11 protein-coding genes are annotated in these 14,111 nt (G+C 36.4%); 4 read left to right on the forward strand and 7 right to left on the reverse strand.

Going from position 1 to position 14,111, the window contains the following annotated elements:
• The first annotated feature begins 6 nt into the window (after nucleotides 1-6).
• Nucleotides 7-1,047 (forward strand): XAC2610-related protein, encoded by a 1,041-nt coding sequence (locus tag BM289_RS00510; protein ID WP_091489838.1) that lies wholly within the window; start codon nucleotides 7-9, stop codon nucleotides 1,045-1,047.
• Nucleotides 1,048-1,170: 123 nt separating this feature from the next.
• Here the strand turns inward: BM289_RS00510 and BM289_RS00515 are convergent, their stop codons facing one another.
• The 4 genes from BM289_RS00515 to trhO all read right to left on the reverse strand — a co-directional run bounded on the left by BM289_RS00515 (nucleotide 1,171) and on the right by trhO (nucleotide 5,318).
• Nucleotides 1,171-1,401, reverse strand: coding sequence for a ferredoxin (locus BM289_RS00515; protein ID WP_091489840.1), 231 nt, complete (start codon nucleotides 1,399-1,401; stop codon nucleotides 1,171-1,173).
• A complete protein-coding gene (locus BM289_RS00520) occupies nucleotides 1,401-2,642 on the reverse strand; it encodes a peptidase U32 family protein (RefSeq protein WP_091490691.1) in 1,242 nt (413 codons plus the stop codon). The genes BM289_RS00515 and BM289_RS00520 overlap by 1 nt, the downstream gene beginning before the upstream one ends.
• Nucleotides 2,643-3,501: 859 nt before the next feature.
• Nucleotides 3,502-3,936, reverse strand: a complete 435-nt coding sequence (tnpA, locus tag BM289_RS00525) for an IS200/IS605 family transposase (protein WP_091489843.1) — start codon at nucleotides 3,934-3,936, stop codon at nucleotides 3,502-3,504.
• A gap of 23 nt (nucleotides 3,937-3,959) precedes the next feature.
• Nucleotides 3,960-5,318 (reverse strand): oxygen-dependent tRNA uridine(34) hydroxylase TrhO, encoded by a 1,359-nt coding sequence (gene trhO / locus BM289_RS00530; RefSeq protein WP_091489845.1) that lies wholly within the window; start codon nucleotides 5,316-5,318, stop codon nucleotides 3,960-3,962.
• Nucleotides 5,319-5,590: 272 nt separating this feature from the next.
• Here trhO and BM289_RS00535 point away from each other — a divergent pair, with 272 nt between their 5' ends.
• From BM289_RS00535 to BM289_RS00545, 3 genes are read left to right on the forward strand one after another with little or no spacing between them, the layout of a single operon-like run.
• Nucleotides 5,591-6,745, forward strand: a complete 1,155-nt coding sequence (locus BM289_RS00535; RefSeq protein WP_167365363.1) for an efflux RND transporter periplasmic adaptor subunit — start codon at nucleotides 5,591-5,593, stop codon at nucleotides 6,743-6,745.
• 3 nt (nucleotides 6,746-6,748) lie between these two features.
• Nucleotides 6,749-9,895: an efflux RND transporter permease subunit gene (locus tag BM289_RS00540; protein WP_091489849.1), complete on the forward strand. Its 3,147-nt coding sequence runs from the start codon at nucleotides 6,749-6,751 to the stop codon at nucleotides 9,893-9,895.
• Nucleotides 9,892-11,256 (forward strand): efflux transporter outer membrane subunit, encoded by a 1,365-nt coding sequence (locus BM289_RS00545; RefSeq protein WP_091489852.1) that lies wholly within the window; start codon nucleotides 9,892-9,894, stop codon nucleotides 11,254-11,256. Before BM289_RS00540 ends, BM289_RS00545 begins: the two co-directional genes overlap by 4 nt.
• A gap of 422 nt (nucleotides 11,257-11,678) precedes the next feature.
• Here BM289_RS00545 and BM289_RS00550 read toward each other — a convergent pair whose 3' ends face one another.
• The 3 genes from BM289_RS00550 to BM289_RS00560 form a co-directional block, all read right to left on the reverse strand.
• A complete protein-coding gene (locus BM289_RS00550) occupies nucleotides 11,679-12,089 on the reverse strand; it encodes a BrxA/BrxB family bacilliredoxin (RefSeq protein ID WP_091489855.1) in 411 nt (136 codons plus the stop codon).
• Nucleotides 12,090-12,255: 166 nt separating this feature from the next.
• Nucleotides 12,256-12,666, reverse strand: coding sequence for an ArsR/SmtB family transcription factor (locus BM289_RS00555; RefSeq protein WP_091489859.1), 411 nt, complete (start codon nucleotides 12,664-12,666; stop codon nucleotides 12,256-12,258).
• A 189-nt stretch (nucleotides 12,667-12,855) separates the two neighbouring features.
• Nucleotides 12,856-14,046 (reverse strand): lycopene cyclase family protein, encoded by a 1,191-nt coding sequence (locus tag BM289_RS00560; RefSeq protein ID WP_091490692.1) that lies wholly within the window; start codon nucleotides 14,044-14,046, stop codon nucleotides 12,856-12,858.
• Nucleotides 14,047-14,111 lie beyond the last annotated feature (65 nt).

Here is a 14,111-nt window from a genome sequence, read left to right on the forward strand (position 1 = left end):
CAAACTATGAAATTAAAGATTTTAATGCTCTTCATTATCTCTGGAATGTTTACTGTAAAGGCTCAAAAAGCTTATGTCATTCATGATTTTATGAAAGGTCATACTTTATACTTTATTCAGCAAAAAACAGACTCAGAAACAAAAGAATATTACAAGCTAACTGATGACAAAAATAAAAAAACGGTTCTGGAATTTGGCGCAAAAGAACTTTCTAAACCGCAATTAAACAAAATCGCCAAAGAAGTTGCTTTTAAAAGTATTCCCGAAAACAATATTCGCATTCTTGGAGATGTAAATTTCGACGGCAGAGAAGATATTGTAATCCATGAAACAGAAATAAATGATGATGGATGTTATACGGCTCAGGCAACGGCACATGTTTTTATTAATACCGAAAATGGTTTTGTATATAGCCCAAGCATAAGTGAAGTTTACAATGGAGCGTTCTGTGTTCGTGGCGGTTCGTTTGAAATTGACGCTAAAAAGAAACGTATTATCACATGGAGTGCAGGCGGAGCAGCTTTGCATGTTTGTGCCTATTATAGTGTTTTGGGTAAAGAAGCCAAAATGGTTGCGAATTTTGAAGAAGAAGGTTATTATTCAATGCCTTATTCTAAAATCATAGGCAAAAAAATGGAAAACAATAAATGGGTTTCATTTACTTCCTTGTCACTCTATGAACCAGAAGTACACAAATTGCTTTCATTTGACACTAAAAATGGCAAAGGAAAAGTGATATTGTTTAACGTTGACAATATACTATATTATGCTTTTCAGCAAAACGATGAGTATCGATTTATTTCTTTTGCATATCCTTCGAGTGCTGAAAAAGCAGATAAATCGACTTTTAAATTTAAAAAACAAAATACAGATTATGAACTTGAATTTAACAGTGGTAGTGTAAAATATCTGGTTTATGAAACAACAAGTGGAGTTGGAATCAAAATTAATGTTAACGAAAAAATATCTGACTGGCAGGGAATGACCAAAGAGGGAAGTTTAGAAACATTGGTTAATAACAAGTTTAGCAATGTTACGAAGAATTAATTCTAAAATGCTCCAATTATAAATGTAGGTGTCGTATAGCTTTTTACTTACGCAATAATACCTAACAGGTTTTAAAAACCTGTTGGGTCTAACTAGAAGAATCTATATTTTTTAGTAATTGCCCTATGTCACTTTAACCGTAATGATCTTGACCGGACAAGCTTTTGCCGCCAATTCACAACTCTCAACAATCGTATGATTGGGTGATTTCAGCGTAAAAAATCCTTTTGCATTTACAGAATGAATCAAAACCGATTTCCCATCTTTTTTTGACATTTGAAAATGAACAGGATTCATTTCAACGCAGTAATTACAGCCAATGCATTTATCTCTTTGTAAAGTTACAACAACCATTATGCTTCAACAATTTTATACAGTTTATCAGACATTCTGATTCTGAATGGTAATTTGAAACTGCAATCATCGCCTTTTGTTGCTTTTTCTCCTACAACATCATTCACAAACATTTCGTCAATAATCATTTCCTGGGCTCCTGTACTTGGGCCTGTGACTAAAATTTTATCTCCAATTTTAATATCATAAGCTTCAATTTTAAATTGCCCAACTGCAGCTTTTGGAAAATAATGTGTTCCTTTACCCACATAAACCTTTTTCTGAGTCGCTACAGATCCTGGAACATCACTCCATTCTCCTAATTCCTGACCTAGATAATAACCCGACCAAAATCCACGATTGTAAACTGTTTCTAAAGCTTTCATCCAATCTGCGACTTTTTCTTTGGAAAAAGTGCCATCGTAATACGCATCAATAGCTTCACGATAGGTTTTGGTTACTGTTGCTACATATTCCGGCGCACGGCCTCTTCCTTCGATTTTTAAAACTTTAATCCCGGAATCGATAACCTGATCTAAGAAATCCAGTGTACATAAATCTTTTGGTGACATCATGTATTCGTTATCCAATTCGATTTCAAAACCTGTTTCCTGATCAATAACGGTATATTTTTTTCGGCAGTTTTGTTTGCACGCACCACGATTTGCAGATGAATTATGCGAATGTAAACTCAAATAACATTTCCCCGAAACCGCCATACACAAAGCACCATGACCAAAAATTTCGATTTCGACCAAATTTCCGTTTGGTCCTTTGATCTGTTCTTTCTCAATTTGATCTGTGATATTCTTTACTTGGCGTAAGCTTAATTCTCGGCTTAAAACCATTGTATCTGCAAACAAACTGTAGAATTTTATGGTTTCAATATTCGTTACATTCAATTGGGTTGAAATATGAACTTCCATTCCTATCGATCTTGCCATAGCGATTACGGCTTGATCCGAAGCTATTACTGCTGTAATATTGGCTTCTTTGGCTTTTGTCAATAATGTTTTTACGACTGATAAATCGTGATCGTAAATAATGGTATTTAATGTAAGATAGCTTCTAACACTTTTTGCATCGCATCGACGAGCAATTTCTTTTAAATCGTCAATGGTAAAGTTCACCGTTGAACGCGCACGCATATTAAGCTGTTCAACTCCAAAATATACGGAATCACAGCCATTGTCTAAAGCTGCTTGAAGCGACTCAAAATCTCCAGCTGGAGACATAAGTTCGATTGTATTGTTAATTGTCATTTTTGATTCTATTATTTCAATGAAATGATCTTTCAATCAGTCATCTAACAATTGACAAAAATAATGTGGGTAGAGATTAGATTCCTATGATTTATATCATAGTTTTTATTTTAAAAATTATTTGTAGTGGTTTTAATAATCGTTGTAGATATCCGTTTCGTCCATACGGTTGAAACCGCACGCTATGTTTTTTTTACGCATTGTTTGTCAATATAGCCCGTGGTTTCAACCATGGGGAACGTCCAGTTGAGTACATGCATTGCGTCCATGCGGTTGAAACCGCACACTATGTTTTCTTTGTGTATGTTTTGTCAAATATAGCCCGTGGTTTCAACCACGGGGAACGTATCGTTGAGCATTTCGATTTAATCCTGCGAAATAAATAATAATCGCGGACATACCTTGTGTTCCGGTGGTTGAAACCACAGGCTATGTTTTTCTTTGCATACTGTTTGTAAATATAGCCCGTGGTTTCAACCACGGGAACGTACAGTTGCGGACATACCTTGTGCCCATGTGGCTGAAACCGCAGGCTATGTTTTTTTTGTGTTTGTTTTATCAATATAGCCCGTGGTTTCAACCACGGGGAACGTCCAGTTGAGGACATGCATTGCGTCCATGCGGTCGAAACCGCAGGCTATGTTTTCTTTGTGTATGTTTTGTCAAATATAGCCCGTGGTTTCAACCACGGGGAACGTATCATTGAGCATTTTGATTTAATCCTGCGAAATGCATAATCATCGCGGACATACGTTGTGTTTCCTGTGGTTGAAACCACAGGCTATGTTTTTCTTTGCATACTGTTTGTAAATATAGCCCGTGGTTTCAACCACAGGAAACACATCGTTAAGCCCAGCAATTATTTGCCCTCCAACCCATGTCGTTTTATAAATCCATCAAATTCATCTTGCGTATTTTTCGTAAGATGATGTTCCTTTTGATTTTTAATGTAATTGTAAACAATATCTAACTGAGATTCACTGACAGAAAAAGTAGCAAAGCCAGTTTGCCAAGCAAATTTTTCAAGGATAAATTCTCCTCTATTCATAAAATGAGAAGAACTTCCTTTTATTTGCTTTACAATATCTGTAATTGATTTTTGTGGGTTTTGTAAAAATAAAACATGCACATGGTCCGGCATTCCATTAATGATTCTAACGGGACATCCAAGTTCAGTTAGCTCTTGCCAAATGAAATCATAAAGGTCTTTCTCAATTGAAAAATCAATTAATTCCTGACGATTTTTGGTTGCCCAAATAACGTGAATCCATAATTTGGTAAACGATTGTGACATAAATAAATTAGCATAAAATTATGCTAATTTACAATTTTATACAATTTATCTGACAAACGAATGCGGAAAGGAACCTCAAAAGTAACCTTATCACCAATTTTAGCAGATTGAGTTTCTGCACCGTTAACAATGATTCTCCCTAAAACCAATTCCTGATCTCCAGTAGTTGGACCAGAAATTAGGATTTTATCACCAACGTTTAATTCGTGATTTTCAACGGTAAATTGTCCCACTTGAGCTTTTACATAATAATGCTCTGCTTTTCCAAGAAGTACTTTCTTTACTTTTATTTTCTGACGAATATCTGCTGGCTTTTGCGCTGTTGCCAAAGCAGTTTCTGGTAATTCGCCTGAATGTTTGAATTTCAAGTTTTCCGATTTTCCTTTTCTAAATACTTTGTTTCCAACTTGTTTTCCAGTTCTTAAACGAACTTGGTCAACTAATGGCATGTGGATGATTTCTAGACATTCTGTAGAACAGCAGTTTTCCATTACGGCTTTACATTCATCACACTGAATAAATAATAAATGACAACCATCATTTTCACAATTCGTGTGATTATCGCAAGGTTTTCCACATTGGTGACATTGCGAAATAATATCATCTGTAATTCTTTCGCCTAGACGATTATCAAATACGAAGTTTTTACCAATGAATTTACTTTCTAAACCTTCTTCTTTCAATTGTTTAGCGTAATTAATAATCCCACCTTCTAACTGGTAAACGTTTTTGAAACCTTGATGTTTGAAATAAGCACTCGCTTTTTCGCAACGAATACCTCCAGTACAATACATTACCAGATTTTTATCGTCTTTGTGGTCTTTAAGCTGTTCGTTAATAATGGGTAAACTCTCTCTAAAAGTCTCAACATCTGGAGTAATCGCTCCTTTAAAATGTCCTACTTCACTTTCGTAGTGATTTCTAAAATCTACTACAATAGTGTTTGGATCATCAAGAATTTCGTTGAATTCTTTGGCTTTCAAGTGAACGCCAATATCAGTAACATCAAAAGTATCATCGTTTAAACCGTCGGCAACGATTTTATGACGCACTTTGATAGTCAATTTTAAAAATGAATGATCATCATGTTCTACAGCAACATTCAATCGGATGCCTTTCATGAAATCGTAAGCCTCAAGCGTTTCTCTAAAAGCTTCAAAATTTTCGGCAGGAACACTCATCTGAGCATTAATTCCTTCAGTAGCAACATAAATTCTTCCCAGTGCATCTAGTGCATTCCAGGCAATGAATAAATCGTTACGAAATTTTTGTGGATCTTGAATTTTGGCATACGCATAGAAAGACAACGTAAGTCGTTGTTGTCCTGCATCATCGATCATGATGGCTCTTTCTTCTGCGCTCAAAGTGTTATACAGTTGCATGCTATAAACAGTTTTAAGTTAAGAATAAATTAATTATGAATCTATAAATGGAATAAATTCGGGCGCAAAGGTAAAGCTTTCTTTTCAATTTTAAAAACAATAAAAACGGCTCATTTTTGAAACCATATAAGCTATGTATGTTCATTTAAATACAGTTGCTAAATCAAATTATCAAAAAGCAACGAAGTTGCGTTAGCAAAAAGAAAACTGTTTATCAGATTGTTACAAAAATTTCCTTAAATTTATGTGGTACAATTTTAACATTTATGATTATGAATGCTTTAAAACTACCAAAACCAATCCTTCCCCTCTTCTTTCTTCTAACCTTAACTACTTCCTGCAAAAAAGAACAACCCAAGGCACCGCCTCCTATGCAGGCTCCTTTTGTCACGGTCAAGAGTGAAGATGTCCCCATTTATAAAGATTTTGCGGGACAGACTTTTGGAGATTTAGACATTGAATTAATCGCCAGAGTTGATGGTATCCTGACCGGAATTCATTTCAAAGAAGGTCAAAGAGTCAAAAAAGGCCAACTTTTGTACAGCATTGACCCATTAGAATATGATACAAAAGTAGATCAGGTTCGCGGACAAGTTGCCGCCGCACAAAGTAATCTCGTAAATGCAGAAGAAGAATTAAAGCGAATACGCCCTCTTGCAGACATGAATGCTGTTAGTAAACGGGAATTGGATGCGGCTGTAGCCAAAGATAAAGCGGCGCGTTCCAACCTAAACAGCATGCAAGCCAGTTTGAGAAACCAGCAGATTGAACGGGGTTATTGCGACATTCGATCTCCAATTGATGGTGTTATCGGACTTTCGAATGCCAGATTAGGAGATTATATTACCCGAATTGGAAATGATGCCAAACTCAATACCGTTTCCAAACTCGAAAAAGTCAGAGTTCAGTTTACAGTAAGCGAAGCCGATTATCTTCGTTATCAAAAACAAGTCAAAGCCGGAGAACGAATTACAGACCTTTCGTTAATCCTTTCTGACGGAAGTACACATCCGTACAAAGGAAGTCTCAATTTCTCCGACACTAAAATAGATCCCACAACCGGAACCGTAACTATTGAAGCACAGTTTCCTAATCCCGACGGTACTTTACGCTCGGGGCAATTTGCAAAAGTCCGTGTTCTAATTCGCACTCAAAAAGATGCTATCGTCGTACCTCAAAAAGCCGTAACCGAAATTCAGGGACTTTTTCAGGTTTCCATCATAGACAATAAAAACACTATTCAAACCCGAATGGTCGAAGTCGGTCAGAAAATTGGTGTCGACTGGATCATTACCAAAGGTTTAAAACCCGACGAAAAAGTAGCCATCATTGGGAATCAGTTTATTCAGCCCGGCTCAACAGTTGTTCCAGTTCCTTATGTAGCCGACAAAGATAAAAAGCAGATTGCATCATCTCTAAACAACTAGATTATGGATAATTTCTTTGTACGCAGACCAATCGTAGCTATTGTTCTCTCCATTTTCATTGTTTTAATTGGAGGTCTTTCTGTCCTTTCTACTCCTATTGCCCAATATCCGGAAATTGCACCACCTTTGGTACAAGTTTCTACGAGTTATCGTGGTGCCAATGCCCTGAACGTTGAGCAAGCTGTTGCCACACCAATCGAACAAAAGGTAAATGGAGTTGAAAACATGCTTTACATGCAATCTACCAATACAGGTGATGGGAGTATGACGTTAAATATTACGTTTGATATGGGAACCGATTTGGATAACGCCACCATGCTAACCCAAAACCGTGTTAACGAAGCGACCAATAAACTTCCAAACGACGTAAAGACAACGGGAGTTACGACCAAAAAGTCGCTCTCTATGCCCATGTTGATATTGTCTTTGTATTCTCCTAACAAAACGTTTGACGGAAACTTCCTTACCAATTATGCCAATATTAACATTGTAGATGCTTTGGCCCGTATAAAAGGAGTTGGCGAAGTTACCCTTTACGGAGGAAGTAATTATGCAATGCGAATTTGGGTCAAGCCCGATATTATGGCGAAATACAATTTGACTGTTCCCGATATTATACGATCCATTCAGGATCAAAATGCCATTGCGCCTGGAGGAAAATTTGGTGCTCCTCCGGCAACGGAGAACAATGAATTTACCTATAACGTAATGCTGAAAGACCGCTTGGTCAATCCGGAAGACTTTGAAAATATCATTTTAAAATCAAACATCAACAATCAGCAGGTTCGTTTAAAAGATATTGGAACGGTAACCTTAGGAACTGAAAGTTACGCTTCGATTGCCAAATTAAACGGAAACCCTGCAGGAACAATCGGAATCAAACAAATGCCGGGTTCAAATGCTTTAGAAGTTGCCGAAAATGTAAAAAATACGATTGAAAGACTCAGCAAAAGATTTCCGCAGGATTTAAAATACCGAGTTTCATTAGACACCACTTTAGCCATTTCTGAAGGTATCAACGAAATCATGCACACTTTGGTCGAAGCGATTATTCTGGTAATCATCGTGGTTTTTATCTTTCTGCAGAACTGGCGAGCTACTTTAATTCCGCTTTTAACTGTTCCTGTTTCGCTGATTGGGGTTTTTATGCTTTTTCCAATACTTGGTTTTTCTATCAATGTACTTTCCCTTTTAGGATTAGTATTGGCCATCGGAATTGTTGTTGACGATGCCATTGTGGTTGTTGAGGCCGTAATGCATCATATCGAACAGGGAATGTCTCCGCGGGAAGCAACGAATCAGGCGATGAAAGAAGTTTCGGGACCTGTAATTGCAATTGCGATTGTATTAACCGCCGTATTTATTCCGGTAGCTTTAACGCCTGGAATTACAGGAAGATTGTATCAGCAGTTTGCCATTACAATTGCTATATCAGTGATTTTCTCTGCGTTAAGTGCTTTAACTTTAAGTCCGGCTTTATGTTCTCTTTTATTAAAACCGAATCAGGAAGCAAAAGGCTGGCTCGGAAAATTCTTTGAATGGTTCAATAAAAAATTTGGCGCTTTCACAAATAGATACACCGGATTTTCTGGTTTTCTAATTAAAAAAACTGCCCGAAGCTTAATCTTTATCGGAATAGTTGTTGGGGCAATTATTCTGCTTGGAGGAAGAATTCCGGGCGGTTTTGTACCCGAAGAAGATCAGGGATATATGTTCGTGAATATTGAACTTCCCGGCGCTTCATCTTTAGAAAGAACGGGAAAAGTTATTCAGAAAGTGGAACATATTTTATCACAGAATCAAGGTGTTGAATATTATACTTCGGTTGCCGGATTCAGTTTAATCAAAAACTCGGTTGCCACCAACAACGGATTTTTCTTTGTGGCCTTAAAAGAATGGAAAGAACGCGAACAAGATGTTTTTCAAATTTTAAAAGAAGTCAACGGAAAAGTAGTTTTCGGAATCCCGGAAGCTACAGTCTTTGCCTTTGGCCCTCCACCTATTACGGGAATAGGAAATGCCGCCGGATTCTCGATGATGCTTCAGGATCGGGAAGGAAATACACCGCAGTATCTTTTTGAAAATGCACAACAATTCATGGCAGAAGCCAAAAAGAGACCCGAAATTGGAACGATTCGAACGACTTTTAATCCGAATGTGCCACAGATTAGTCTGGATATCGATCGGGAAAAAGTCACCGAACTCAATCTTTCTTTGTCTGATGTGAATATTGCCATTGGAGCCAGTTTAGGAGGACAATACATTAACGAGTTCAACAAATTTGGACGACAGTATATCGTACTGCTTCAGGCCGATCCGAGTTATACCGTAAATCCCGAGGACATTAATAAGATATTTGTTCGAAGCAAAGACAACAAAATGATTCCCATTTCGAGTATTGCCACAATTCGAAAAGTAAGCGGACCTGAATTTACAACCCGTTTCAATTTGTACCGTGCCGCCGAAATTGGTGGAACTCCCGCTCCCGGATTTACTTCGGCGCAAGCCATGACTGCTTTACAGGAAACCGCCACAAAGGTTCTTCCTGCAGGAATGGGTTACGAATGGGCAAACATGAGTTATCAGGAAAAACAAGCAGAAGGAAAAGGAAATACTGTTTTCCTCATGGCATTGCTTTTTGTGTTTTTAATTCTCGCCGCGCAATACGAAAGCTGGAAACTGCCTTTCAGTGTTTTACTCGGAACGCCTTTTGCGGTTTTTGGCGCTTTTCTCGGATTATACATCTGTCGACTGCTAAGTCCAGATTATGTAAACAATGTTTTTGCCCAAATCGGATTGGTAATGTTGATTGGATTGGCGGCGAAAAATGCTATTCTGATTGTAGAATTTGCCAAAGAAGAATACGAAAAAGGAATGCCGGCAAAAGATGCTGCTTTGTACGCTGCAAAACTGCGTTTCCGTCCTATTTTGATGACTGCTTTTGCTTTCATTTTGGGTGTTGTTCCTTTGTTAACTGCAACTGGAGCTGGAGCTCAAGCTCGAAAAGTTATGGGAATGACCGTATTCAGCGGGATGCTCGTGGCGACCATTTTAGGAGTTTGTTTGATTCCAGTCTTATTTGTTTTTATTGAAACCTTCGGAAAGAAAAAAACCGAGGAAACCGATGAACCTAAAACAGAAGAACAATGAAAACTCTAAAGATACTTTTAGCGCTCTTTTTGATAGCTGTTTTTCCTTACGGATGTATGGTCGGACCAAAATATGCCCAACCAGAACAGCCTCAGGCAAATTCTTTTCGATATAGTAATCAACCTTCTGATACTACCAAATCGGTTAAGACTATAAAATGGTCATCGCTATTTAACGATGATGTCTTAATTGGCTTGATTGAAAAAGGAATTCAGAACAATTATGATCTTAAAATTGCCATTGCCCGCTTAGAACAGGTGCAAGCGAACCTCGGAATGGCAAAAGCCGATTTATATCCGTCTTTTCAATATTCGGGTCAGGTAAATAGTGCCGAAACTTTTCAGTGGCCTTCGGCTGCATTGGCTAATATGTCTTGGGAATTGGATTTTTGGGGAAAATACCGCCATCAGAAAAAAGCACTTCAAAATGAACTTTTAGCAACTGATGAAGCCAGAAAAGTTGTCCTCTCTACAATTGTCAGCAATATTGCCATTTCTTATTTCGAACTACGTGATTTTGACAACCAATTGGAAATTACCATTCACACTTTAGAAACCAGACAAAAAGCTTATGACATCATCAACGAACGTTTTATAAGCGGTTATGTTGCCGAATTGGATAAAGTACAAATCGAACAGCAAGTTGCTATTGCCGAAGCGAATATTCCGTTAATCAAAAGACAGATTACCGCTTTAGAAAATGCTATTTCAATTTTAATTGGACAAGTACCACAAGCTATTCCGAGAGGAAAAACCAATAGCGAATTATTGATTCTGACAGAGTTTCCAACTTCGGTTCCTTCCGCTTTGTTAGAAAACAGACCCGATGTCAAACGTCAGGAATATTTGTATAAAGCTTCGTTTGAAAGAATTGGCGTTGCACAGGCGATGCGGTATCCGTCTTTCAACATTTCGGCAATTGCGGGTTTTACCAACATTATGATTAGTGATTTATTTAATGATGGTTCTTACATCCAAAATGTTGGCGGTGGCATTACCGGCCCTATTTTCAATTTCGGAAAAAACAAACGTCGTGTAGATTACAACAGAAAATTGGCAGAAGAAATGAAGTTCAATTTCCAGAAAACCTATTTGACAGCCATTGCAGAAGTAGAAAACTCACTTCAAAACACCGCCATGTTCAAAGAAGAATGGACAGCCAGAAATCGACAAGTCGTAGCGGCTCAAAAAAACTATGATTTGTCTAATGCGAGATATTACAACGGTTACGTTTCATACTTAGAAGTTTTGGACGCACAAAGGTCATTGTTTGAAGCACAATTAAGCCTTTCGCAATTAACTCAAAAACAATTGAGTTCTATGGTTCAGCTGTATAAAGCACTCGGCGGAGGGTGGAATTAGTTTTTTTGAGGGACAAAGTGACAGAGAAACAAAGGTTAAAAGGTTTCTCAGCATATTTAATAAAAGCTTAACGTTACCTCTTTTTTTATATCACCTTATCATTCTGTAGGAATGTTTCATCGGTAAAAAAATAACGACCACCAACATTTCAAGTTCCAAAGGAACGTTTGATATTATCTGATTATAAAAATTATTAAAAAGCGATATCAAAAAATTAAACGTTCCTACGGAACGTGAAACAATAACAACAATACATTTTTTTTCGACAGATGAGATGTTCCTACGAAACATTTATATAAAACAAAAAGGGTTGTTTCAAAATTGAAACAACCCTTTTTTAATCTTTGTACCTTTGTACCTTTGTACTTTTAACCTAAAAACCTTAGAATCTTAGTACCTCAGAACCTTAGCAACTAAGAAAATTAGCAGAATTCGTTGAAAGCATCTTGCAAATTCTCAGCGATTAATTCTGCTGGACGGCCTTCGATGTGATGACGCTCTAACATGTGAACTAATTCTCCGTTTTTGAACAAAGCCATAGATGGCGATGATGGAGGAAAAGGAAACATATGTTGTCTTGCAGCATCAACAGCTTCTTTGTCAACACCAGCGAAAACTGTTACAAGGTGATCTGGTTTTTTAGCTCCCTCTAAACTCATTTTTGCTCCTGGACGTGCATTTCTAGCAGCACAACCGCAAACAGAGTTTACAACAACTAAAGTGGTACCTTCCGCTTTGATAGCATTCTCAACAGCCTCAGCACTATGTAAATCTTGAAAACCAGCAGCTGTTAATTCAGCCTCCATTGGTTTTACCATGTCTAGTGGATACATATTCTTGTCTTTTAAATTTTACTTTTGAATTGCAAAGTTACGAAGTTTACTTGCAACTCCTTAATTTGAAGTATAAAGTTTTGTTATAGTTCCATATAAAATCTTAACACTGTTAAAAACTCCTTTTTACTGTATTCTAAATAAATACTAAAAACACAATGATTTCTTATTTTTTATGAGGAAACTGATAATTGTACTGTTTTAAATGATGATTTTTCCCACTGACATTATGAGTTCTAAGAACTGTTGACTTTTTCAACTCAGCCATTTCAAGGGTAGAAAGATAACTGCTGAAATATTTCCTAAGTATTTGAATATTATTTCTCTCAACAGAATAAATGCTCTTTTTGCCTTCGTTTTTGATGTTTACCAAATTCGCTTTTTTCAACTCCAATAAGTGTTTGGATATGGTGGACTGCGCTAACGGAATCAAATCGACAATTTCCCCACAAGTTCTGCTGTCTCTTTTCCATAAAAGTGTCATAATCTGAATTCGTATAGGATGTCCCAGCGCTTTACAGATTTTGCCAATTATTTCTATTTCATCATCAAACTCTAATTGTTTTGAAATCCCCATTTTTCAGACTTGTTGATTCATTATCGCAGAAAGTCGATATATTTTTAAGACTAACAAATCTAACTAAGAGTATATTTTTCAACATCCACTAAAAGTCATTATTATAAAACAATATGTTTTTTTGGTATAAAAAGAAACTTTAAAAGTAAAGTACCAATGATTCATTTTATTTAGAAATAAAAACTATTCTTAAGACATATTTATTTTAGATAAAAAAAATACTCGAAACAAAGCCTTAATAAAAGGAAGTTTGGGGCATTTTAAAATCACTTTAAAATCTTCAACCCAATTGGTTTCTTCATCTAAAAATTTAAAAATCAGAGCTGGATTTCCCTTTTTGAATAACGAGGAAAAAATTGAACTTCCTAATTCATTATGACGATACAAAATATCCAAAAGCAGTAAATCGTAAAACCAAAAACGGCTTTTTTTATGAAACGTTTTCATAATGATTGGATTTAAAGCACTTTTGTCTTTCATAAATTCGACCAATTCAGAAGACTTCTTATCGGCATTTTTAAAAGTATAACCTGTGCTAGCTTTTGTCCATCCGCCAGCAGTTCCAATGTTTAAAACTCGTTTCGTATTCTTTTCCCAAAAAGGATAACAGGTCATTGGGATACTTCCCTGTTCTTTTTCTTTAATTTCAAACTGATTTACTCCCAGTTTTTCGAGATAACGCTTAATTTCATTTTCGTACTCTGAAATTTCGAGCAATTTTTCTGAGAACAAAGTATACTCAACTAAGGCTTCGGTTTTGGAAACTGGCAAAACATACATAAATCGCGTATTTCCTCTTTGTTCAACCGAGAAATCCATGAAAGTTACTTCATCTGGATTAAAAACCTCTTCTTGTGTTTTTACAAACCAACCCACAAAATGCTGTTGCAAAACAGGATATTTGTTTTGTCTTTCGGCGAAAGCCTTAGTGTAAATACTGTTGAACAAATAATCGCAGGTATATCGGTTTTCTTCTGTACCCACAAAAACATGCGTTTCGAGTTCGTTGATATCGGTTACTTTTTCATTTAAAAACGTAATGTTTGAATGTTTGGAAAATTCTTCAAAAACAAAATTATAAAAATCTAATCCATTGATTTTATTATAAATATATGGCTTTAACTCAAGATCTAGCTTAATTTTTTCATTCGAAAACAAAGCCAAACGCCACTTTTTAGTAATAATCGAATTCCAGATTGAATTTTCTTTTTCCCAAAAACACCAAGTCCTGTCATTTATTTTCTTTGAATCCTGATCTAACAGCAAAACAGACTTATTTGAAAACTTTCCAGACAAAATCATTTTATAAACTGTCATTAAGGATGCCAGTCCGGTTCCAGTAAAAATGTAGTCGAAATGTTTTATTTGCGAAGAGTCCATTTTCAAAAATAAGAAAAAAAAATTTGTTCCATTTTTCAAAAAAACCAAAAAAAGATGACAATTTA

This window comes from Flavobacterium phragmitis (assembly GCF_900112575.1).
Taxonomy (GTDB): Bacteria; Bacteroidota; Bacteroidia; order Flavobacteriales; family Flavobacteriaceae; genus Flavobacterium; species Flavobacterium phragmitis.